Source organism: Streptomyces bambusae (assembly GCF_019400985.1).
GTDB classification, from domain to species: Bacteria; Actinomycetota; Actinomycetes; order Streptomycetales; family Streptomycetaceae; genus Streptomyces; species Streptomyces bambusae_A.
In genome coordinates this window covers 1-21572 of record NZ_WTFF01000113.1, presented here as the reverse complement: position 1 = coordinate 21572, position 21572 = coordinate 1, and the positions used below count along the sequence as shown (strand labels likewise).

Annotated in this window: 18 protein-coding genes and 2 pseudogenes; 9 read left to right on the top strand and 11 right to left on the bottom strand. The window is 73.1% G+C overall.

Going from position 1 to position 21572, the window contains the following annotated elements; translation table 11 throughout:
• Together GPJ59_RS17425 and hemQ are read left to right on the top strand one after the other, a co-directional pair.
• Positions 1 to 711: protoporphyrinogen/coproporphyrinogen oxidase (locus GPJ59_RS17425; RefSeq protein WP_219668080.1), on the top strand; the 711-nt coding region annotated here is incomplete at its 5' end.
• Between the two features lie 23 nt (positions 712 to 734).
• Positions 735 to 1448, top strand: a complete 714-nt coding sequence (gene hemQ / locus GPJ59_RS17420) for a hydrogen peroxide-dependent heme synthase (protein WP_219668078.1) — start codon at positions 735 to 737, stop codon at positions 1446 to 1448.
• Positions 1449 to 1702: 254 nt separating this feature from the next.
• Here the strand turns inward: hemQ and GPJ59_RS17415 are convergent, their stop codons facing one another.
• The 5 genes and pseudogenes from GPJ59_RS17415 to GPJ59_RS17395 form a co-directional block, all read right to left on the bottom strand.
• Positions 1703 to 2797, bottom strand: a complete 1095-nt coding sequence (locus GPJ59_RS17415; protein WP_219668077.1) for a TIGR04222 domain-containing membrane protein — start codon at positions 2795 to 2797, stop codon at positions 1703 to 1705.
• Positions 2794 to 4242 carry a DUF692 domain-containing protein gene (locus tag GPJ59_RS17410; RefSeq protein ID WP_219668076.1) on the bottom strand — a complete coding sequence of 483 codons (1449 nt, stop codon included), beginning with the start codon at positions 4240 to 4242 and terminating at the stop codon, positions 2794 to 2796. Before GPJ59_RS17410 ends, GPJ59_RS17415 begins: the two co-directional genes overlap by 4 nt.
• Before the next feature lie 398 nt (positions 4243 to 4640).
• On the bottom strand, positions 4641 to 4802 hold the full coding sequence (locus GPJ59_RS17405) for a hypothetical protein (protein ID WP_219668074.1): 162 nt from the start codon (positions 4800 to 4802) through the stop codon (positions 4641 to 4643).
• A 65-nt stretch (positions 4803 to 4867) separates the two neighbouring features.
• Positions 4868 to 5005 (bottom strand): annotated as a pseudogene (locus tag GPJ59_RS17400) (IS982 family transposase); the annotation flags it as partial.
• The gene (locus GPJ59_RS17395; RefSeq protein ID WP_219668071.1) at positions 5005 to 5349 is read right to left on the bottom strand and encodes a hypothetical protein; all 345 of its coding nucleotides are present in this window, start codon (positions 5347 to 5349) and stop codon (positions 5005 to 5007) included. The pseudogene GPJ59_RS17400 and the gene GPJ59_RS17395, both read right to left, overlap by 1 nt.
• 125 nt (positions 5350 to 5474) lie before the next feature.
• On the opposite strand from GPJ59_RS17395, the gene GPJ59_RS17390 reads away from it, so the two are divergent.
• Positions 5475 to 5933 (top strand): hypothetical protein, encoded by a 459-nt coding sequence (locus tag GPJ59_RS17390; RefSeq protein WP_219668069.1) that lies wholly within the window; start codon positions 5475 to 5477, stop codon positions 5931 to 5933.
• Positions 5934 to 6033: 100 nt separating this feature from the next.
• On the opposite strand, the pseudogene GPJ59_RS38900 reads toward GPJ59_RS17390, so the two are convergent.
• Both GPJ59_RS38900 and hemE read right to left on the bottom strand, forming a co-directional pair.
• A pseudogene (locus GPJ59_RS38900) lies at positions 6034 to 6141 on the bottom strand (hypothetical protein); the annotation flags it as partial.
• Positions 6142 to 6327: 186 nt separating this feature from the next.
• Positions 6328 to 7392, bottom strand: a complete 1065-nt coding sequence (hemE, locus tag GPJ59_RS17385; RefSeq protein WP_219668067.1) for a uroporphyrinogen decarboxylase — start codon at positions 7390 to 7392, stop codon at positions 6328 to 6330.
• Positions 7393 to 7483: 91 nt separating this feature from the next.
• Between hemE and GPJ59_RS17380 the strand changes: the two genes are divergently transcribed.
• The 6 genes from GPJ59_RS17380 to GPJ59_RS17355 all read left to right on the top strand — a co-directional run bounded on the left by GPJ59_RS17380 (position 7484) and on the right by GPJ59_RS17355 (position 15062).
• The gene (locus tag GPJ59_RS17380) at positions 7484 to 8134 is read left to right on the top strand and encodes a DUF3000 domain-containing protein (RefSeq protein ID WP_219668066.1); all 651 of its coding nucleotides are present in this window, start codon (positions 7484 to 7486) and stop codon (positions 8132 to 8134) included.
• 366 nt (positions 8135 to 8500) lie between these two features.
• Complete coding sequence (locus GPJ59_RS17375; protein WP_219668082.1) at positions 8501 to 9163, top strand: helix-turn-helix transcriptional regulator; 663 nt, start codon at positions 8501 to 8503, stop codon at positions 9161 to 9163.
• Between the two features lie 105 nt (positions 9164 to 9268).
• Complete coding sequence (locus tag GPJ59_RS17370; RefSeq protein WP_219668064.1) at positions 9269 to 10561, top strand: ribonuclease D; 1293 nt, start codon at positions 9269 to 9271, stop codon at positions 10559 to 10561.
• Positions 10562 to 10795: 234 nt separating this feature from the next.
• Complete coding sequence (locus GPJ59_RS17365; protein WP_219668081.1) at positions 10796 to 11578, top strand: hypothetical protein; 783 nt, start codon at positions 10796 to 10798, stop codon at positions 11576 to 11578.
• A 131-nt stretch (positions 11579 to 11709) separates the two neighbouring features.
• The gene (locus GPJ59_RS17360; protein WP_219668061.1) at positions 11710 to 12936 is read left to right on the top strand and encodes a thiolase family protein; all 1227 of its coding nucleotides are present in this window, start codon (positions 11710 to 11712) and stop codon (positions 12934 to 12936) included.
• The gene (locus tag GPJ59_RS17355) at positions 12933 to 15062 is read left to right on the top strand and encodes a 3-hydroxyacyl-CoA dehydrogenase NAD-binding domain-containing protein (protein ID WP_219668060.1); all 2130 of its coding nucleotides are present in this window, start codon (positions 12933 to 12935) and stop codon (positions 15060 to 15062) included. Before GPJ59_RS17360 ends, GPJ59_RS17355 begins: the two co-directional genes overlap by 4 nt.
• A 124-nt stretch (positions 15063 to 15186) precedes the next feature.
• Here GPJ59_RS17355 and GPJ59_RS17350 read toward each other — a convergent pair whose 3' ends face one another.
• The 4 genes from GPJ59_RS17350 to GPJ59_RS17335 all read right to left on the bottom strand — a co-directional run.
• Positions 15187 to 16158, bottom strand: a complete 972-nt coding sequence (locus tag GPJ59_RS17350) for an endonuclease/exonuclease/phosphatase family protein (protein WP_219668058.1) — start codon at positions 16156 to 16158, stop codon at positions 15187 to 15189.
• A complete protein-coding gene (locus GPJ59_RS17345) occupies positions 16155 to 18179 on the bottom strand; it encodes a PIG-L family deacetylase (RefSeq protein WP_219668053.1) in 2025 nt (674 codons plus the stop codon). The genes GPJ59_RS17350 and GPJ59_RS17345 overlap by 4 nt, the downstream gene beginning before the upstream one ends.
• Entirely contained in the window at positions 18176 to 20293 is a 2118-nt protein-coding gene (locus GPJ59_RS17340) for a glycosyltransferase family 4 protein (protein WP_219668052.1), read from the bottom strand. The genes GPJ59_RS17345 and GPJ59_RS17340 overlap by 4 nt, the downstream gene beginning before the upstream one ends.
• On the bottom strand, positions 20290 to 21572 hold a 1283-nt coding region (locus GPJ59_RS17335; RefSeq protein WP_219668051.1), incomplete at its 5' end, for a stealth family protein. The genes GPJ59_RS17340 and GPJ59_RS17335, both read right to left, overlap by 4 nt.

Below are 21572 nucleotides of genomic sequence, written 5' to 3'. Positions count from 1 at the left end.
GCCGGGGCGCGCATCCTGACCGGCACCCCCGTACGCGAGCTCCGCCGCACGCCCGACGGCTGGCGGATCACCGCCGGCGACGAGGTCCTCGACGCCGACGCCGTGGTCCTCGCCACCCCCGCCGGACCCGCCGCCCGGCTCCTCGACGGCCTCGCCCCCGCGGCCGCCGCCGAGCTGCGCGGGGTCGAGTACGCGTCCATGGCCCTGGTCACCATGGCCTTCCGGCGCTCCGACCTGCCCCCCGCGATCACCTCGGGCGACGCCAGCGGCTTCCTCGTCCCGCCCGTGGACGGCCGTACGGTCAAGGCCTCTACCTTCTCCAGCAACAAGTGGGCCTGGGCCCGGGAGGCCGACCCGGAGCTGTTCCTGCTGCGCACCTCCGTGGGCCGGCACGGCGACGAGCGGGATCTCGCCCGCGACGACGCCGACCTGGTCCAGGTGTCCCTGGCCGACCTCGGCGACGCCGTCGGCCTGGCCGCCCGCCCGGTCGCCTCCACCGTCACCCGCTGGGACGGCGGACTGCCCCAGTACCCGGTCGGCCACCTGGCGCGGGTGGCCCGCATCCGGGCGGCCGTCGCGGCCGTACCGGGCCTCGCGGTGTGCGGTGCGCTCTACGACGGCGTGGGCATCCCCGCGTGCATCGCGAGCGCCCGTGCCGCCGCCGACGAGGTCGCCGGGGCCCTGACCGGGACCCCTGGCACGGACCACTGATCGGGACACGGGACAATAGGCACATGACTGCACCAGAGAAGATCCCCAATGCGGGGAAGAAGGCCAAGGACCTCAACGAGGTCATTCGCTACACCCTGTGGTCCGTCTTCAAGCTGAAGGACGTGCTCCCCGAGGACCGCACCGGCTACGCCGACGAGGTGCAGGAGCTGTTCGACCAGCTGGCCGCCAAGGACATCACCGTCCGCGGCACCTACGACGTCTCCGGCCTGCGCGCCGACGCCGACGTCATGATCTGGTGGCACGCCGAGACCGCGGACGAGCTGCAGAGCGCGTACAACCTGTTCCGCCGCACCAAGCTGGGCCGCGCCCTGGAGCCCGTGTGGTCGAACATGGCGCTGCACCGCCCCGCCGAGTTCAACAAGTCGCACATCCCGGCCTTCCTGGCCGACGAGGTCGCCCGCGACTACGTCAGCGTGTACCCCTTCGTGCGCTCGTACGACTGGTACCTGCTGCCGGACGAGGACCGCCGCCGGATGCTCGCCGACCACGGCAAGATGGCCCGCGGCTACCCCGACGTCCGCGCCAACACCGTCGCCTCCTTCTCGCTCGGCGACTACGAGTGGCTGCTGGCCTTCGAGGCCGACGAGCTCTACCGCATCGTGGACCTCATGCGCCACCTGCGCGCCTCCGAGGCCCGTATGCACGTCCGGGAAGAGGTCCCCTTCTTCACCGGACGCCGCAAGTCCGTCGCCGATCTGGTGGCCGGACTCGCCTGATACCTCCCCTGGGGGGAAGGACCGGAGGACTGACCTTCTCCGGTGGATCGGGAGGCCCAGCCCCCGAAACGACGCAGCCGGAGACCCCGCCCCGGAAGTTCAGACGGCAGGAGGCGGCAGCGGCGACCCGAGGGTCGCCGCGCCCCTGCCGTCCAGCGACACCGGCGCGGGCTCCGGATGCGGCGTACGACCGGCCGACGGGCCGGCAGACGGGTCGGTCCAGGAGTGGGCGAGGAGCCGGCCGCCCGGGCGGCTCAGGAACTGCTGCTGCTCCCGCAGCTGGACCCGGACGACGACGAACCGCAGCTCGACGAACTGCTCCAGCTCGATGAACTGGAGCTGGAGCAGCTGGACCCCGATCCGGCCGAGCAGGACGATCCGGACGCGCACCCGCCGGACCCTCCGGAGCCGCCGGACCCGCCGGCACCGCCCTCCGAGGTGCTGCCGCACCCGCCGGCCCCGCCGCCGTCGACGGACGCGCACCACACCACGGGGACGAACTCGACGCCGTCGTCGGCCGTGCCGCCCCCGGACGACGTGGACGACGTACGCGAACGCGTATGGGACGGCGAGGAGGCGGCCGCCACGCCGGGCGTGTACCGCGCGGCCTGCACCAACTGCTCGCGCAGCACCGGGTCCTGGAGCCCCCGCAGCCCGTACAGCGCGACCTGCACGTGCGGGGTGCTGTCGTTCAGGTGGACCCTGCGGACCCGGCGCAGGGCCCGCATGCCCGCCGGGGTGGCCCGGCCGCGTGCACGTGCGGCGTACAGGGCGCCCACGTAGGTCCCGCCGGCCAGGACGGGGATGACCAGGACCACGAACGGCATCGGGCCGCCGTGGACCTGCGTGTCCACGGCGAACTGCACGACCGTGAGGATGAACGAGACCGGGATCATCACACCACAGATCACTGCCTGGGCCACTCCCCAGCGCCGCCACCGCCGCCCCGATCCGGGCGGCGCGATCAGGGAGCGGGCAGCCAGCCCGTCGCCGATCTCCTGCACGGCCGGGTGCAACATGGCCTCGTAGCGGACCATGTGCAGGGCGCCGGAGGACGCGGCGTGGCAGGCGTGCAGCACGGCCTGTTCGGCCGGGTCGGCGGCCCTCGCCCCGGGACGCATGCGGACGATGCCGGGGCCGCCCACCACCAGCCGGCCGTCCCCGAGCAGCGAGACGAGCGCGGTGTCCACGACCCGCCCCGGCCCGCCGGCCACGAACGCGGCCTCGGACAGGTCGTGCAGCCGGGGAGCGACCACACGCGCCCCGGGCCGCTGCCGCACCACGCCGCGCCCCAGCGCGACGGACGACCCGATGACGGCGAACCAGACGAGTACGGCGAGGACGCTCATGCTCCCGCCCTCCCGACCGCGGACCCGACCCGCTCGGCGCGCTCGACCTGCACGGCGGTGTCCGGCGCCGGCGCATGGGCACGAGACAGAGAACCGGTACCGGTACGCGAACGGCTACGGCCACTGCTGCGCGGCCGCCGGAGGTTGTGGAGCCGGTCGAGCAGCCGGTCGAGCAGCTGGGTACCCAGGCCCGGTGGCCGGGCGCCCGACCGCTCCCGCCACCACGCCGTCAGCCGGCGCCGGGCGGCCGCGTCCCGCGGCAGGCCCTGGATCAGCAGGTGCTCGGCGAAGTCCAGGGCGTCGCGGCGGTAGCCGGCCGTCATGGGCCGGTTGCGGGCGTACTCCTGGAACGCCGCCCGGTACGCCGGCAGCCCGCCCAGGATCTCCGGGAGTTCGGGCGCCATCTTGCGGACGACCCCGGCCCGCTTCGCCACCAGGGCGCGCGCCTGCACCCGTACCCGCTGCCCGTCGAAGCCCTCGGGCACGGGCGTCCCGGCCACCAGCGCCGACAGCAGCGCGGCCTGCCGTACCGTCAGCCGCGCACGGGCCCCGGCGGGGACGGACACCGCCCCCGCGGCGCCCGGTGCGGCCCCGGCCGCGGATCGCGCCGGGGGCCCGGAGGGCACGGGGGCAGCGGCCAGGGCGCCCCTGATCGCGTCGAGTTCGCCGGCCAGCTCCGCCTCCGGCGGGAAGTCGTCGTCCCGCTCCAGCAGCACGCCCGGCGGGTCCGTCCGCGCCCGCAGCTCGGACAGGATGCCGAGGACCTGCGGCGGGACCGGGTGGGCGTGGGTGTCGTGCCACACGCCGTCCCGTTCGACGCCGCCCGCCACGTGCACGTACGCCAGCGACTGCGGCGGCAGCGCGTCGAGCACCGCGAGCGGGTCCTCGCCGCGGTTGACGCGGTTCGTGTGCAGGTTGGCCACGTCGATCAGCAGCCGCACCCCCGTACGCCCGACCAGCTCGGTCAGGAACTGCGCCTCCGTCAGTTCCTCGTCCGGCCAGCTCAGCAGCGCCGCGATGTTCTCCAGCGCGAGCGGCACGGGCAGGGCGTCCTGCGCGATCCGGACGTTCTCGCACAGCACGTCCAGCGCGTCCCAGGTGCGCGGCACGGGCAGCAGGTGCCCGGCCTCCAGCACCGGCGAGGCGGTCCGGACGAAGGCGATGTGCTCGGTCACCAGCGGCGCCCCCAGCGCCACCGCGCGCTCGGCGAGCGCGGCCAGCTTCTGCGGGTCGGGGCGGTCCGCACCGCCCAGGCCCAGCGAGACGCCGTGCGGTACGACGGCCACCCCGCGCTCGCGCAGCCGCAGCAGCGACTCGGGCAGATGGCCGGGGCAGATGTTCTCGGCCACCACCTCGACCCAGTCGAGCCCCGGAAGGCGCTCGACCGCGTCCGCGATCTCCGGCCGCCAGCCGATCCCCACCCCCAGGCGTGCCATGGGCTCCATGTCCCCCTCGCCCCCTTCCGACGTTCTCCGTGCCGATGTCATGGCCCGCCCGAACCCGAGCCAACCGCGAACCGGGACGTTCAGAGCAACATTTGAGGTTCCCGCCGCTCCGTCAGGGCGAGACCGGACGCTCGGCCGCGGGGGCATGTGCCCCGCCAGGGGCGCGGGGAACTGCGCGACCGGCCCGCGACGGCCGGCAGCCCGCAGAGGCCCCGACCGGCCGAGCAGCTATCGGCACGGCGCCGGCCGGAGTCGGAAGAGAGGCCCGGCCCCTGCACCGGCCGCGCGAGCCGCGTCCGGAAGGCCGACTCCTGAACCCCCGCTCAGGGCCGACCTGGTCCGCGAGTAGCCCCGCCGGCAGCGGGAGGGACGGCGTCGGCCGGGACTGTGGCCCGGACCTACGGGAGATCGTCAGGCAGAACCCTCTGCACCAGGTGGCGGATCCGTTCCTCCAGCAGTTTCTCGCCCTCCGGGTTGATCGTGGCGAGCGCGACCATGCTCGTCACGATGACGTCGCACAGTTCCGTCTCCGTAGCCTCCCGTCGTCCCAGACGAGTCATTCCGATGTGATCAGTCGTAGGCCAATCAGAGATCGCGGGACCGGCTGTACGGTCTTACGGCTGTGTCAGATTGCCAGGGCCGGCGCGAGGACGCGCTCTGTGGCCCGGACGGCGACGTCCTCGAAGGTCCGGCCGCCGCACTGTTCAAGCCCGAGCCGGCCCTTGAGGGTGTCATTGACCGACTCGATCAAGCCGCGTGCGGTCACCTGCGCTGCCAGAACTTCTTGGGGGGATCGGCCGGGACCGGCTCCCGTGCGAGCACCAACTCGGCGACGCAGATGCGCATGTGTTCGGAGAGCGTGGTGGGGCCTGAGCCTTCGTACCAGACCGACCGGGTCTGCTCGACGAGCCAGCTCGTCGGGGACGTACGGAACACGAGACGGCCGATCTTCTCGCGGTCAACGCCCCGCGCATAGGTCCGGCTCATCTCCTCGGCCCGGGCGAGGGCTGCTTCCCTTCCACCTTCGATGGGGATCTTTTCCACCAGCTCCCACGTGTTGTCGCCGCTCCACGACTTGTTGGCTTCCACCAGCACGTACCAGCTCACGACCCCGTCCCCCTGTGTGTTCTGTGCGTGCGCAACCACCTCAGATGGCTGCCTCGTCTCCGGTCGTTGCGCCTGTCCCACGAATCGTGGCACGGACCCGTCGGGCAGGGCATATTTTCGACACCATGATCAGTCAGATAGTTACCCTCGTCGGCGTCCTCATCGGTGCCTTGACCTCGTATCTGGCCACGGCCACGGCCGAGCGCGCTCGGCACCGTCGCGCCATGGCGACGCGCTGGGATGAGAAAAAGCTCGCGACATACATCGAGTACGCCTCCTGCGTGAAGGAGATAGCCGACCTCTCGAAACGAGCCTGGCGGGCGAGAGAAGGATCGGAGTCTCGTGAGGAGTTCCTCGCCGCGATGGAGGAGGCGGAACTGCGGCGCTCGGCGCTCTTCGAGACCCTGGTCCTGCTGGCGTCGCCGGCAGCGATCGCCTGTGCCCATGAGGTCAACCTCGCCGTATGGGTCGGGCTGGAGGCGGCCCGCGATCACGTGACACCGCCCGAGAGGGATTTTTCTGCTCTGATGAACGCCTATCACGAGCAGGCCAGGCTTGATCTGGGCATCCCCCGGCCCGGCTAGTGTCCTGCGCCGCCGGGGTGCGGCTTGAGCTGGAAATCCGCCAGATCCGGCCGACGGTGGACTTGGACAGGCCGCTGCGGTCCGCCATCGACTTGCGTGACGAGTGGGTGGCGTTCTTCGGGAGTTCCTCCAGCGTCGTGACCACGACCGCCTCCACCTGGCCGACGTCGATGGTGGGCGGTCGGCCAGGCTTGGGCTCGTCGACCAGGCCGTCCAGCCGGTCGGCGAGGAAGCGTCGGCGCTACTTGCGGACCATGTCCGCAATCACCCGCAGATCCCGGGCGACCGCGACGATCGGCGGCACCTCCGGCCTCGCGCACGCCAGCACGATCCGTGCGCGCAGGGCCAGCGCCTGGGCAGCAGCGGCTCCAGTTTCAACTACTGGCGCAGGCCACTAGCCCTGCGTCTTCGTGTGGACGTAGTCCACCAGGCGGGTCAGGGCCTCCGGATCGGTGGTCGGCAGGACCCCATGGCCCAGGTTGAAGACGTGGCCCTCCAGCCCCGCCGCAGCCGCCAGGACCTCATCGGTCTTGGCCCGTACCGCCTCCTCGGTGGAGAAGAGGACGGCCGGGTCCAGGTTGCCCTGGAGCGCCTTGCCGGGGCCGACCCGGCGGGCCGCCTCGTCGAGCGGGATGCGCCAGTCCACGCCGACGACGTCCGCGCCGGCCTCGCCCATCAGGCCGAGCAGCTCGCCCGTGCCCACGCCGAAGTGGATGCGCGGGACGCCGTAGGAGGCGACGGAGTCGAAGACCTTCGCCGAGGCCGGCATGACCGAGCGGCGGTAGTCGGCGGGGGCGAGGGCGCCCACCCAGGAGTCGAAGAGCTGCACCGCCGAGGCCCCGGCCTCGATCTGGACCTTGAGGAAGGCCGAGGTGATCTCGGCCAGGCGGTCGAGCAGGTCGGCCCACAGCTGCGGGTCGCCGTACATGAGCGCCTTGGTGTGCTCGTGGTTGCGCGACGGACCGCCCTCGACGAGGTAGCTCGCGAGGGTGAAAGGCGCGCCGGCGAAACCGATCAACGGCGTGCCGCCGAGTTCACCCGTGAGCATGCCGATCGCCTCGGTGACGTACGCGACGTCCTCGGGGGTGAGGTCGCGCAGCTGTGCGAGGTCCTCGCGGCGGCGGATCGGCTGGGCGACGACCGGGCCGACGCCCGGCTTGATGTCGAGGTCGACGCCGATGGCCTTGAGCGGGACGACGATGTCGGAGAAGAAGATCGCCGCGTCCACGTTGTGGCGGCGTACGGGCTGCAGCGTGATCTCGGTGACCAGGTCGGGCCGCATGCAGGACTCCAGCATCGCGGTGCCCTCGCGGACCTTGCGGTACTCGGGGAGGGAGCGCCCGGCCTGCCGCATGAACCACACGGGGGTGTGCGGCACGGGCTCGCGCCGGCACGCCTTGAGGAAGGCGGAATCGTACGTCTGGCTCGGCTGGCCCGTCGGGCGGTCGTTGGCGCTCACGCCCCAAATCTTCGCACGTACGCAGAAGTGGCCCCCTGAGGGCGGGTGTCCTTGCGCTGAACGGGCCCTTGTTCCGCCTAGTCTTCCCGGCATGGCTGCGGCTCAGGGACGATTTTCAGATGGCGCTGACGGCAGGGACAGCGCGAAGGAGAGTTCCGTCCCGCTCCCGTTCCGGCGGGCGGTCGACGGCTTGGGCAAGGCCCGGCTGCGGCCGGGCATCGAGATCGACCCGACCAGACCGCCCCAGCGGCTCGCCCCGTACGCCCACGCGCTGGAGGCCACGGTGGTCCAGGGGGACGAGGACCTCGCCGACGGCAAGCTGATCCTGCTGCACGACCCGGCCGGTCACGAGGCCTGGCGGAGCACGTTCCGCCTGGTCACGCTGGTGCGGGCGGAGCTGGAGCCGGAGATGGCCGCGGACCCGCTGCTGCCGGAGGTGTGCTGGTCGTGGCTGACGGGGGCGCTGGAGGCGCGCGGGCTGGCGTACGGGGAGCCGAGCGGCACGGTGACGATGGCGGGCTCGCACTACTTCGGCGGGCTGCACGAGCGGCGGCCGACGACCCAGATCGAGATCAGGGCCTCGTGGAGCCCGCGCGAGGGTGTGGGCGGGGTGCCGGACACGGCGGCCCATCTGACGGCGTGGTGCGAGCTGCTGTGCCAGGTGGCGGGGCTGCCGCCGACCGGGCCGGCGGAGGGCGGCGTGGTGTCGCTGCCGCAGCGGCGCGGCCCGCACCACCCCTGAGGCCCCGGACCGGGCGACGCCGGACCGGAGCAACAGCGGCCGCCGGGACCGGCACCGGCGCCACCCGTGAGATGACTGACTGCGCCGCGACGGGATGCGCCGCAACGGGATGCGCCGCGACGGGATGTGCGGTGACGGGCTGTCGGAAGAGGGCGGCGCGTGGGGGCTTCTGATCGCCCCCTGATCGGTCGTCGACCGTTCGCCGATCGATCGCTCGTCCGAATTGCCCGAATTGTTACTCACCAAATCGTGATCATTCCCTAAAGCCGGGCGGGTGACGTGCCGAAGGAGGAGTCAGTGACCATCCGCACGGTGCGCGCCGGCTCCTTCCCCAGCCGGACGTCCCGCCACTCCCCAGGAGGCCTGGTGTCCGTTCTTCTTGAGCAGCCTGCAAGCCTGGTCGCCTACCGCCCGAACAAGCCGACCGCCATGGTCGTCGTGGCCGACCCCCGCGTCCGCTCCACCGTGACCCGCCACCTGTGGGCGCTCGGGGTGCGCGACGTGATCGAGGCGTCGTCCATCGCGGAGGCCCGCCCCCGCGTCGGCAGCCCGCGTGACATCTGCGTGGCCGACGTCCACCTGCCCGACGGTTCCGGTCTCACCCTTCTGTCCGAGACCCGTGCCGCGGGCTGGCCCAACGGACTGGCCCTGTCCGCCGCCGACGACATCGGCGCGGTCCGCAACGCCCTCGCGGGCGGGGTGAAGGGCTACGTCGTCACCGGCACCCGTACCAACATCGGGCTGCCCGGCCGGCCCGGCGCCGCCCCCATCGGTGCCGCCGCCGCCCGTATGCACCGCCGCCCCCCGGGTGCCCCGAGCCACCCGGGCGGCTACCGGGAGCTCTCCGGGCGCGAGGTCGAGGTCCTGCGCCTCGTCGCGGAGGGCCAGTCCAACAAGGCCATCGGCGTCTCGATGGGCCTGTCCGCCCTGACCGTCAAGTCCCACCTCGCCCGGATCGCCCGCAAGCTGGGCACCGGCGACCGGGCCGGGATGGTCGCCGTGGCACTGCGGACGGGGATCATCCACTGAGCCCGGCCGGCGGACTGGCCGAAAGACCGGCCGTCCGAAGCGATCACGCCCGTCGACGGAACGTTCCGGCGACGGGCGCGTCGTATCCACGGATACCCTTGAGCGGTGACCGACGCCCAAGAGACCGCAGCACACCTGCGCACCACCACCGGGGGCGGCCCCCCGGACGATGTCGATGTTCCGTCCGACGGGCTGCCGATCCCACCGATCCCCCTGCTCGAACCCCGCGAGGGAATTCCGCCGGTGGTCACCGACGCCGATGCCCTCGCCCGGGTGGTCGCGGCCTTCGCCGCGGGCACCGGCCCCGTGGCCGTGGACGCCGAGCGCGCCTCCGGATACCGCTACGGGCAGCGCGCCTACCTGGTCCAGCTGCGCCGTGAGGGCGCGGGTTCCGCGCTGATCGACCCGGTCGGGTGCCCGGACCTGTCCGCGCTGGGCGAGGCCCTGACCGGCACCGAGTGGATCCTGCACGCCGCCACCCAGGACCTGCCCTGCCTGCGCGACATAGGCATGGTGCCGACCGCGCTGTTCGACACGGAGCTGGCCGGCCGGCTCGCCGGCTTCCCGCGGGTCGGGCTCGGCGCCATGGTCGAGAACGTGCTCGGCTACGCCCTGGAGAAGGGGCACTCCGCCGTCGACTGGTCCACCCGCCCGCTGCCCGAGCCGTGGCTGCGCTACGCCGCGCTCGACGTGGAGCTCCTGGTGGACCTGCGCGACGCGCTGGAGAAGGAGCTGGACCGGCAGGGGAAGCTGGAGTGGGCCCGGCAGGAGTTCGAGGCCATCGTCGCGGCGCCGCCCGCCCCGCCGCGCAAGGACCCCTGGCGGCGTACGTCGGGCATGCACAAGGTGCGCCGGCGCCGGCAGATGGCCGTCGTACGCGAGCTGTGGGAGACCCGCGACCGGATCGCCCAGCGGCGGGACGTGTCGCCGGGCAAGGTCCTCGGCGACGCGGCGATCGTCGAGGCCGCGCTCTCGCTGCCGTCGAACGTGCAGGCGCTGTCCGCCCTGCCCGGGTTCGGGCAGCGGAGCAGCCGGCGCCAGCTGGAGCAGTGGATGGCCGCGGTGGACCGGGCCCGGGCGCTGCCCGAGAGCGAGCTGCCGCAGCCCGGAGCGGCTCCGTCCGGGCCCCCGCCGCCGCGCTCGTGGGCGGACAAGGACCCGGCGGCCGCCGCACGGCTGGCCGCGGCACGGACGGCGGTCTCGGCGCTGGCGGAGCAGCTGAAGCTGCCCCAGGAGAACCTGCTCACGCCGGACACGGTCCGGCGGCTGTGCTGGGAGCCGCCGTTCCGCGTCTCGCCGGAGTCGGTCGAGGAGGCCCTGGCCGGCTACGGCGCCCGCCCCTGGCAGATCGAACGGGTCACCGCGGCCCTGGTCACGGCCTTGGCCGCCACCGGCTGAGCGTCACCGCCCGACGCGACACGCCGCCCTTCGAGGGAGCCCCCGGCCCACCGGCCGGGGGCTCCTTCGCTTCCACGGCGGGCCGCGCCCCGCTGTTGCGCGACCATGACATTCCGTTACGCGATCATGACGCTCCGGCTCTTCTGAACACGCTCAACGCTGGCTAGTTTCTTGAACGTGATCAAAAATGAGGGCGAGACGCAGAACGAGACGCGGAACGACACCCAGAACGAGATCCAGCACGAGCACGACGGCACGTACGCCGCCTGGGTGCGCCACTTCGAGGCCGAGCGGGAGCGCCGCGCCGCCCTCGGCGACCCGGACCGCTCGCGCGGCGCGCGGCTGTCCCCGGCGCTGGTCCGCAGCATCCAGACGTTCCAGGTGGGCGAGGGCGGCGACGGCGCGGCCCTCATATCGAAGGCGGACCGCGCGGGGGACCCGGTCTACGCGGCCGCGGCGCGGCTGTTCGTCGCCGAGGAGCAGAACCACGCGCGCCTGCTGGCCCTGCTGCTGTCGGCGGCCGGGGCCGGGACCCTCGACGGGCACTGGAGCGATGCGGCGTTCGTCCGGGTACGGCGCCTGCTGGGGCTGCGGGTCGAGCTGATGGTGCTGATGGTCGCGGAGGTCGTCGCCCTGCGGTACTACCGGGCCCTGCGCGACGGCTCCGCCGACCCGCTGACCTCCGAGGTCGCGGCCCGGATCCTGGCCGACGAGGAACGGCACGTACCGTTCCACTGCCGGCGCCTGTACGAGGGCCTCGCCGGGCTGCCCCGGCCCGCCCGGAGAGCCGCGACCGCGGGCTGGCGGGCCATGGTGGCCGCGGCGGCGCTGCTGGTGGCGGCCGATCACGGGGCCGCCCTGCGGGAGGCCGGGGTGTCGCGGCGCGCCTTCGTGTCGGACGTGGTCGGCTCCTCGGCGCCGATGGCCGCGACCATGTCGGACGGCCCGGTTCCGGCGGTTCCCGCCCAGGCCGGAGTCCAGGCCGGAGTCCAGGCCGGAGCCCGCGCCGCAGTGTGACGTTCGCCGCTTGGGGGGCGGGGGGTGTGCACAACAGTTACCCGCAAGTAGCATGGCGGTGAGCAAGCGCTCAGGAGACTGACGCGCCATGCCGCGCAGCAGTGCCATCCCGCACCTGGAGGAGAGCCATCGTGCCTCGTACCGTCAGGGACGTCGTCTTCGTCGACGGCGTCCGCACCCCGTTCGGCAAGGCGGGCCCGAAGGGCATCTACCACGAGACCCGCGCCGACGACCTCGTCGTGAAGGCGATCCGGGAGCTGCTGCGCCGCAACCCGGACCTCGACCCCCAGAAGATCGACGAGGTCGCGATCGCCGCCACCACGCAGATCGGTGACCAGGGTCTGACGCTCGGCCGTACCGCCGGCATCCTCGCCGGGCTGCCGCAGTCCGTCCCGGGCTACTCCATCGACCGCATGTGCGCCGGCGCGCTGACCGCCGTGACCGCGGTCGCCGGCGGCGTCGCCTTCGGCGCGTACGACATCGCCATCGCCGGCGGTGTCGAGCACATGGGCCGCCACCCGATGGGCGAGGGCGTCGACCCGAACCCGCGCTTCGTCTCCGAGAAGCTGGTCGACGAGTCCGCCCTGTTCATGGGCATGACCGCCGAGAACCTGCACGACCGCTACCCGGCCATCACCAAGCAGCGCGCCGACGAGTACGCCGTGCGCTCGCAGGAGAAGGCCGCCAAGGCGTACGCGGACGGCAAGATCCAGCAGGACCTGGTCCCGATCTCGGTCCGCCGCACCAACCCGGAGGCGGGTGAGACCGGCTGGGGTCTGGTCACCGCCGACGAGCCGATGCGCCCGGGCACGACCCTGGAGAACCTCTCCGGCCTGAAGACGCCGTTCCGCGTGCACGGCCGGGTCACCGCGGGCAACGCGGCCGGTCTCAACGACGGCGCCACCGCCTCGCTGATCGCCTCCGAGGACTTCGCCCGCGAGAACAACCTCCCGGTCAAGATGCGCCTGGTCTCCTACGCCTTCGCCGGCGTCGAGCCCGAGGTCATGGGCTACGGCCCGATCCCGGCCACCGAGAAGGCCCTGGCCAAGGCCGGCCTGTCGATCTCCGACATCGGCCTGTTCGAGATCAACGAGGCCTTCGCGGTCCAGGTGCTCGCCTTCCTGGAGCACTACGGCATCGCCGACGACGACGCCCGCGTCAACCAGTACGGCGGCGCCATCGCGTTCGGCCACCCGCTGGCCTCCTCCGGCGTCCGCCTGATGACGCAGCTGGCCCGCCAGTTCGAGGAGCAGCCGGAGGTCCGCTACGGCCTGACCACCATGTGCGTCGGCTTCGGCATGGGCGCCACGGTCATCTGGGAGAACCCGCACCACAAGGACGCCGGAGGCGACAAGTGAGCACCACCGCTGAGCTTCTCAAGGGCGCGGCCGAACTGTTCCCGGACGAGGTCGTCACCCAGGCCCACGTCCGCCACCTCGACCTGCAGTTCGGCGCGGGGCGCTTCGCGCTGATCACGCTGGACAACGGCTTCGACCACACCAAGCCGACCACCTTCGGCCCGCAGTCGCTGGCGAACCTCAACGCCGCCATCGACCAGGTCGAGAAGGAGGCCGCCGAGGGCTCGATCGTCGGCGTCGGCCTGACCGGCAAGCCGTTCATCTTCGCCGTCGGCGCCGACCTCAAGGGCGTCGAGCTGCTGAAGAAGCACGAGGAGGCCCTGGCCATCGGCAAGGGCGGCCACGACGTCTTCAAGCGTCTGTCCGCGCTGGCCGTGCCCACCTTCGCGTACTACAACGGCGCGGCCATGGGCGGCGGTGTCGAGGTCGGTCTGCACTGCTCGTACCGCACCGTCTCCAAGGCCATCCCGGCCTTCTCGCTGCCCGAGGTCTTCCTCGGCCTGGTCCCCGGCTGGGGCGGCTGCGCCATCCTGCCGAACCTGATCGGCGCCGAGCGCGCGGTCTCGGTGATCATCGAGAACTCGCTCAACCAGAACCGCCAGCTCAAGGGCAAGCAGGTCTTCGAGCTCGGCATCGCCGACGCCATCTTCGAGGGCGCCGACTTCCTGGAGCAGTCCCTGCTGTGGACCGCCAAGGTCCTCAAGGGCGAGACCGAGGTCGTCCGCCCCGAGATCGACCGCGGCGACGCCTGGGACGCGGCCGTCGCCAAGGGCCGCTTCGTCGCGGACTCCAAGGTGCACGGCGCGGCCCCGGCCGCCTACCGCGCCCTGGACATCATCGCCGCCGCCAAGAGCGGCGACCTCCAGGCCGGCTTCGACGCCGAGGACGCCGCGCTGGCGGACCTCATCATGGGCGGCGAGCTGCGCTCGGGCATCTACGCCTTCAACCTGGTCCAGAAGCGCGGCAAGCGCCCGGCCGGCGCCCCGGACAAGAACCTGGCGCGCCCGGTCACCAAGGTCGGCGTGGTCGGCGCGGGCCTGATGGCCTCGCAGCTGGCGCTGCTGTTCCTGCGCCGCCTGGAGGTGCCGGTGGTCCTCACCGACATCGACCAGGAGCGCGTCGACAAGGGTGTGGGCTACGTCCACTCCGAGATCGAGAAGCTGCTCGGCAAGGGCCGCATCAACCAGGACAAGGCCAACCGCCTCAAGGCCCTGGTGACCGGCGTCCTGGACAAGGCCGAGGGCTTCGCGGACGCGGACTTCATCATCGAGGCCGTGTTCGAGGAGATGTCCGTCAAGCAGAAGGTGTTCGCGGAGGTCGAGGCGGTCGCCCCGGCGCACGCGATCCTCGCCACCAACACCTCCTCGCTGTCGGTGTCGGAGATGGCCTCCAAGCTCCAGCACCCGGAGCGCGTGGTCGGCTTCCATTTCTTCAACCCGGTCGCGATCCTCCCGCTGCTGGAGATCGTCCGCGGCGAGAAGACCGACGACGCCTCGCTGGCCACCGCCTTCGGTGTCGCCAAGAAGCTGAAGAAGACCGCGGTCCTCACCAAGGACGCCCCGGCGTTCGTCGTGAACCGCATCCTGACCCGCTTCATGGGCGAGATCCAGAACATCATCGACGAGGGCACCCCGGTCGTCACGGCGGAGAAGGCCATCGAGCCGCTCGGCCTGCCGATGTCCCCGCTGGTGCTGCTGGAGCTGGTCGGCCCGGCCATCGGCCTGCACGTCTCCGAGACCCTGAACCGCGCCTTCCCGGAGCGCTTCACCGTCTCCCCGAACCTCAAGCGGGTCGTCGAGGCCGGCAAGCGCGGCTTCTACGTCTACGACTCCGGCAAGCCGGAGCTGGACCCCGAGGTCGCCGCCCTCCTGGTGCAGGGCGACTCGGTCCTGACCGAGGAGCAGGTCCGGGACCGTGTCCTGGACGCGGTCGCGCAGGAGATCGGCCTGATGCTGGAGGAGGGTGTCGTGGCCGAGGCCCAGGACATCGACCTCTGCCTCATCACGGGCGCCGGCTGGCCCTTCCACCTGGGCGGCATCACGCCGTACCTGGACCGTGAGGGCGTCGCGGAGCGGGTGAACGGCAAGAAGTTCCTCGCCCCGGGCGTCGCGAGCGTCCCGGCGTAACGCCAACGCCACCCGGCAGGCAGCCACTGCAAGGCCCGTCCCGCACCGGACTTCCCGGTGCGGGACGGGCCTTCGTCGTACGGGCCTTCGTCGTGCGGGGCGGCAGGAGGAGCGCCGCCCGGGCTCACTGGCGGAACCGGAACGTGCCCTCGTACAGCAGGTGGTCGGACTCCGGGAAGCGGGCCGTGCGGCCGTCCGGCGCGGTGAAGTGGTCCTCGGTGGCGAAGACGTAGTCGATCTTCCGGCTGTCGTCGACGGTGGTGGGGGCGCCGTTGCGGCAGCGTGAGACGCCCTTGGTGTCGCACCGGACCCCGCCGGCCCCGCCCTGCCGGAACCAGTCCCGGTCGCGCTCGTCGGCCTCGATGAAGCGGCCGTCCGGCTCCCCCAGGTCCTTCTCCCCGCGGGTGTGCGCGTACAGGCCCGCCAACGACGCCTCGTTGGGCTGCTGGTTCAGGTCGCCGGCGAACACCACCGGCAGCTGCGGCGGGAAGGCCGCGCGGTCGGCGAACCAGTGGTGGACCTCGGCGAGCTGCCCGGGCGCGGTCCCGGAGTGGGCCCCGCACAGCGCCAGCTGCCGGCCGCGGGCCGAGGTGGGCACGCACAGCATCCCGCGGCGCACCTGCTCGATCCGGCCCTGGGCCTCGTACTCCTCGTCCCCGGTCACCGTGAAGGGGCGGAACTGCACGGGGCCGGTCAGCGGCTCGCGCGAGAAGACCGCCAGCCCGTAGGAGCTGTCGCCGCCGCACGCGGGGACGTTGTCGTGCATCTGGGCGTACGCGCCCGCCATCCGCCAGCCCTTCAGGGCGAGCAGCAGGTCCAGCTCCTCGTACTGGGCGCGGCAGATCTCGTTGACGCTCAGCAGGTCGGGCCGGCGGCGCTGGGCCTCGTCCGCGAGCCGGGCCACCGAGGTGCCGGCGTGCGTGGCGCCCCGGTTGGCGCAGTTCTGGGCGGCTCCGCAGATGTTCCAGTGCACGACCTTGACCGTCTGGGCGGCCTGTTTGCGCTTCTCCGCCTCGTCGTGCCGTACGAGGCCCACCGCGCCGGCGGCGGCCGCCAGGGCCAGGGCGACCGCCGCACCGAGTAGACGCTTCCTCATATGACCAGGTCCGGGCCGAACGGGCTGCCCGCGTCCGGGGTCAGCGCGCGCCGGACGTGGAGCCGGCCGTCGGTGCCGATCACGGCGGCGACCAGGGCGCCGGTGGCGTCGTACGCGAGGGACGGCGCATGGGCAAACGATTCTCCGCTCTCCCGCCAGCGCGGCCCGCCGACGGCCCTGTCCGGGTGCGGCAGGGACACGGTGAGCCGGCCGCCGGAGCTGCGGTGCGCCAGGAAGGCGTCGCGGGCGCCGCGCCCGGCCGCCCACAGCGCGGCCACGGCGCCAGTGCCCCCGGCCCCGCCGACGCCCGCGGGGCCGCCGGGCCAGCGGCCGTTGTCGTGCTGGCGGTAGGCCATGACCTGCTGGGTGCCGGCCTCCCGGAAGTACAGGCAGGTGCGGTTGTCGCCGGAGTCGACGGCGGCGATGCCGCCGGTGGCGACCACGCCGGTCTTGAGGGTCGTGTCGCGTTCGAAGTTGCCGCCGGGGCCGTCCTGGAACCAGCGCAGCACCGTCTTCTTGCCCGGCACGTACAGCTCGACGGTGCCGTCCTGCCGGGTGAGCGCCGCGCCGGCGTCCTGGACGAAGCCGCCGCCGATGCTCTCCCAGGGCCGCCAGACGCCGTCGGTGTCCTGCCGGCGCAGGGAGATGCCCTGGGCGAAGTCGCGTGCGAAGACGTGGAGGCGGCCCTCGCCGTCGAGGGCGGCCAGCGGAACGCCGAGCTCGCGCCGGCGCCGGGGGTCGGCCTCGTCCGCGTCGGGGTTGCCGAGCGGGCGCCAGTCGCCGAAGCCCGCCCGGTCCGGGGCCGGCCCGCCGTCGGCGACGGCCTCGGCGTAAGCGGCGGCGGCCTCGGCGTCCTGTACCGCGTACACGAGTTCCGGCGCGGGTCCCTCGGCGTCCGGGGCCTGCCGGCGCAGGGCGACCAGGTGGGCCGGGCCGCCCGGGGTGCCCGCGACCGCCAGGGAGGGGGCGTGCCAGCCCTCGCCGAGGGGGACGGGGCCGTGCCACTCGTCGGAGCCCGGCCGGGCCTGCGACCACATCACCGGCCGGCCCCCGAGGACGGCGAAGGCCTGGAGCCGGTCGCCGGGGCCCAGCCGGAGCCAGCCGGTGGCGGGCGAGTAGCGGGCGGCGCAGCTGACCATGTGCGTGCTGCGGTAGGGGTTCGGGCCCAGCTGGCGGTCGCCGCAGCGCTCGCAGAGCCCTTCGGGGCACTCCTGGCTGCCCAGGCCGGCGTAGACGGCGAGGTAGTCGGCCTTCTCCGCCAGCTCCGGGGCGTCCAGGTTCTGTCCCCAGAACCGGTTGGCGTAGGCCCGGTAGTACTCCACGACCGGGGCCGGGGCGTCGGTCTCGCGGTGGCGCAGCAGGGCGGCGACGGCGAACTCGGCGGTGGTGGTGTGGTCGACGTGGTCGGAGGGGACGTAGCCCTCCTTGCCGCCGTCGTGCTCGGGGTCGGGGTCGAGGGTGCGTACGGTGGTGGGCCGCAGCTCGGCGAGCAGCGCGGCCAGACCCGCGATCACCGTCTCGCGGTCGACGTGCTGCACCTCGGTCAGCGCCGAGCCGCGGACGGGCAGCGTGGCCTGGGTGTCCAGGCTGCCGTCCCAGAGCTGGAACAGCCGGGTCCGGTCGCCGCCGCCGGGGCGGAAGGCGCCCATGTGGAGCTGGCAGAAGTACAGCTGGACGGCCGGCCGGGCGATCAGGGTGAAGCGCTCCACGGCGAACCCGGCCACCAGGTCCTTCGTCTCGCGCCGCCAGGCGGAGTCGCGGTCGCCGGTCGCCATCCGGGCGTAGGCGGAGCGCAGTCCGCAGCCGCGGGCGGCGCTGTAGCCGGCGTGGTCCGGCTCGGCGTCCGCCCGGTCGGGGTCGCCGGTGTCGATGTTGATCCCGTCGCCCTCCCCCGCGGTGAGGACCACCGTGGTGACCCGGTCGCCGTCCTGGAGGGAGCGGACCAGGTCGGGGTTCATGAAGTACAGGTCGTCGTCCTGGTGCGCGACGACGTTCAGGATCGAGCGGGCTGAGTTGTTCATCGGTCCACCACATTCACTGCCATGGCCCCGGATACGGAGCAGTACGGCCGGACGCGTACCGGCCTGGACGGATACACCTGGACGAAGCGCGGGTCCGCGGATTCCCGCACGGGCACGGCCGGGTAGGCGAAGGCGCCCTTGACGTCGGGGAAGTCCTCGAAGAGGTGGCAGACACGCACCCGCCCCTTCTCGAAGGGATGGGGCTGCACCCACCAGTCCCAGTCCTCCCACCGCTCCAGCCGCCCCTCGACAGCCGGCAGGACCGGGACCTCGGCGTGGAACAGGCCACCGTGGCCGAGCTGGGCGGGGACGGAGAGTTCGGCCCGGTGGTGGCCGCGGCGGGTCAGCACGAGCCGGGCTCCCGGGTGGAGGTAGCGGTCGCCGAGGAGTACGGCGGACAGCGTGATGCGGTCGTCGTCGACGTGCACGGCGCGGATCTCGGCGTGCGCGTCGCGGTGGACGGTGCGCAGCATCAGCTTGCCGTTGGGCTGCGCGTAGGGCAGGTTCCACAGGACGGGCCCCGGGGTGCCGCCGGTGAGCAGGGCGTGGCGGGCGTCGATCAGCGCGCGCGTGTCGCGGATGCCGGCCCGCAGGTGCACGAGCTCGCCCTTGGCGGACCGGGCCAGCACCTTCCAGCGGCCGTCGCCCAGTTCGGCCAGGGCCTCGGGGGCGACTTCGGCGGTGTAGCGGGTGCCGCCGGCCTCCCGGTCGGTGCGCCGGGTGTGCAGGGGCAGGTCCGGCAGCCGTCGGGCGGACGGGCTCTGGTCGCGCAGCAGGAAGCTCCAGCGGTGCCGGCCGTCGGCGGGTCCGTCGAGGCTGAGGTGCAGCCGGGCGTGGCCGACCGCGGTGACGTGGCAGACGGCGGTGCGCAGGGTGGCCGGGGGTGCGCTGGTGCCGGGTGCGCGGCCGAGCGGCTTGGCCGAGGGCGCGCGGTAGCCGCGGCCGGCCCCGGCGGCCCGGCGGCGGGCGGCGTCATCGAAGATCTCGACGTAGCGCGCGGCGATCACCGCGGGGTCGTAGCGGGCGGAGTTGCGCAGGGCGGCGGCGGCCATCCGGCCGCGCAGGGCCGGGTCGGCCATGAGGGCGCGCAGTCCGGCCGCGACGGCGTCCGCGTCGCCGTTGGCCACGAGGAGTCCGTCCTCGCCGTGCCGGAGGATCTCGCGGGGCCCGACCGGGCAGTCCGTGGAGACCACCGGCAGGCCGCAACGCATGGCTTCCACGAGCGTCATGCCGAAGGACTCGGCGCTGGAGGTGACGGCGGCGATCGAGCCCTTGGCCCATTCGGACTCGATCGGCGAGAAGCCGCCCATCAGCAGCACCTGTCCGGCCACCCCGAGGTCGTGGACGAGCGTGCGCAGCCGGGCGGCCTCGCCGCCGTCGCCGTAGATACGCAGCTGCCAGTCGGGGAACTCGGCGGCGAGCTGGGCGAAGGCGCGCAGCAGCAGGTCGTAGCGCTTGACGCGGTGCATCCGGCCGGCCGCGACGATGATCTTGCGGTCGGCGTCGGGGCCGGCGGGCCGTACCACCGGTTCCGGAACGCTGTTGGGGACGGCGAGGACGGGCAGGCCGGGCGGGACGGGGGTGTGCTCCAGGAAGGAGCGGGCGTCGGCGTCCGTGACGGTGGTGACGGCGTCGAGGCGGGGGTAGAGCCGCGCCATCTCGGCCCGTACGGCGGGCGGGATGGCCAGGTGGGTCATGTGTTCCTGGGCCACGCGCAGGGCCGAGTCCCGGGTGTACCGGGCGACGAAGAGGTTGAGGCTGGGCCGGGTGCCGATGACGACATCGGCGTCGGTCTTCGCCAGGTACTCGATGATCCGCTGGTCGGACAACTGGCTGTACTGGGCGTGGAACTCCTCCTGGCGGGGCACCACGGAGGTCGGCTCGGCGAGCAGCGGATCGCCGCGGTCCGCGCCGTTCCGTCCGGGCCGCAGGTCCACCAGGGGCCGCACCGCGACCTGCGGCGAGATCTCGAAGCGGGGGGCGGCGTTGGTGCGCCGGAAGACGGAGACGATCTCCACCTCGTGGTCGGCGGACAGCGCCTCGGCGAGGTTGATGACGGTGCGGTTGGTGCCGCCGATGCCGTAGATGTTGTTGATCAGGAAGGAGATCTTCATCGGGTGTGCGGCCCCTTCCGCTCGAACGGCCCCGGCACCGGGAAGTAGGCGTCGAGGAAGTCGCGCACCATGCGCGCCTGGGCCGCGGCGTCCCGGCCGTCGGAGACGGTGTCGTTGATGCAGAACGCCTGCCGGTCGCGGCGGGCGAGCAGGATGCCCATCCGGCGTTCGATCTCCGGCCGGTCCAGGGCGAGGTAGGCGAACTCGATGTCGGAGGGCACCGCCCGGCCGGTGAGGTACGCGTAGTAGTGGTAGAGCGAGGACGGGATGGAGATGTCCGTCGCGCTGCGGAACCGGCTCGCGCCGGTGGCCCGGTGGGGCCCGGCGAAGCGCTGCTCCAGCTCCAGCAGGAGGGAGCGGCGCAGCGGGTACGGGGCGTGCCGCATCTTCTGCACGATGGTCGGGCCGAAGGTCTCCTCGATGAGCCGCCGGTTGTTCTTGCCGGCCGCGTCCACGGGCCGGTCGTCCGGGGTCAGGGCGTGGTGCGGGACCTGGGACGGGGAGAGGAAGGCGCGGGTCGTCCCGTTGGAGAGGAAGAAGTCCTGCGGGGTGACGGGGTTGCCGAGGAACATGTCGTCGTTGAAGTACAGGAAGTGTTCGGCGAGGCCGTCGATGTGGTGCAGCCGGCTCTCGATGGCGTGCGAGTTGAAGGTGGGCAGCGCGGCGGGGTCGTCGAATATCTCGCTGTGGTCGACGACGGTGAGGCGGGGGTGGCCGTCGTCGAGCCAGTCGGGCCGCTGACGGTCGGTCACCAGGTAGACGTGGCGCACCCAGGGGGCGTGCTGCTCCAGGGAGCGCAGCGAGTAGCGCAGCTCGTCGCGGTTGATGTAGCGGGCGGGGTTGGCGGCCTCCTCGTGGTAGCCGCCGTCGCCGTACGCGCGGCGGCGCTGCTGCCAGGCGGGGTCGTTGCCGTCGACCCAGGTGTAGACGACGTCGACGGGGAAGCGTATGTCCTCGGGCAGGGCGACGGCGTACGGCTGGAGGGTGCGGACGGCGCGGGTGCGGCGGGTGTGCCGGGCGGCGAACGGGGTCAGGGCCGAGACGGGCACCTCCACGCGGGGGGTGTCCGCGGCCACCTCGTCGGTGACCCGGTTGGGGCGGGGGGCGACGAGGCGGCCGCCGTGCTCGCCGCGCCAGAACTCGATGTCGGCGGCGAACTCCAGGCCGAGCGAGAGCGAGCCGCCCGGGTCGCGCCAGACCATGCCGGCCCGCAGGACGTCGGCGGTGGCGCCGGTCCGGCGGGCGCGGCGGGAGCCGGTGAGCGCGGGGCGGCCGGGGC

Coding starts and splice junctions, on each gene's coding strand:
- hemQ (WP_219668078.1), top strand. CDS start 735: ATGACTGCACCAGAGAAGATCCCCAATGCGGGGAAGAAGGCCAAGGAC.
- GPJ59_RS17415 (WP_219668077.1), bottom strand. CDS start 2,797: ATGAGCGTCCTCGCCGTACTCGTCTGGTTCGCCGTCATCGGGTCGTCC.
- GPJ59_RS17410 (WP_219668076.1), bottom strand. CDS start 4,242: ATGGAGCCCATGGCACGCCTGGGGGTGGGGATCGGCTGGCGGCCGGAG.
- GPJ59_RS17405 (WP_219668074.1), bottom strand. CDS start 4,802: ATGACTCGTCTGGGACGACGGGAGGCTACGGAGACGGAACTGTGCGAC.
- GPJ59_RS17390 (WP_219668069.1), top strand. CDS start 5,475: ATGATCAGTCAGATAGTTACCCTCGTCGGCGTCCTCATCGGTGCCTTG.
- GPJ59_RS17380 (WP_219668066.1), top strand. CDS start 7,484: ATGGCTGCGGCTCAGGGACGATTTTCAGATGGCGCTGACGGCAGGGAC.
- GPJ59_RS17350 (WP_219668058.1), bottom strand. CDS start 16,158: ATGAGGAAGCGTCTACTCGGTGCGGCGGTCGCCCTGGCCCTGGCGGCC.
- GPJ59_RS17345 (WP_219668053.1), bottom strand. CDS start 18,179: ATGAACAACTCAGCCCGCTCGATCCTGAACGTCGTCGCGCACCAGGAC.
- GPJ59_RS17340 (WP_219668052.1), bottom strand. CDS start 20,293: ATGAAGATCTCCTTCCTGATCAACAACATCTACGGCATCGGCGGCACC.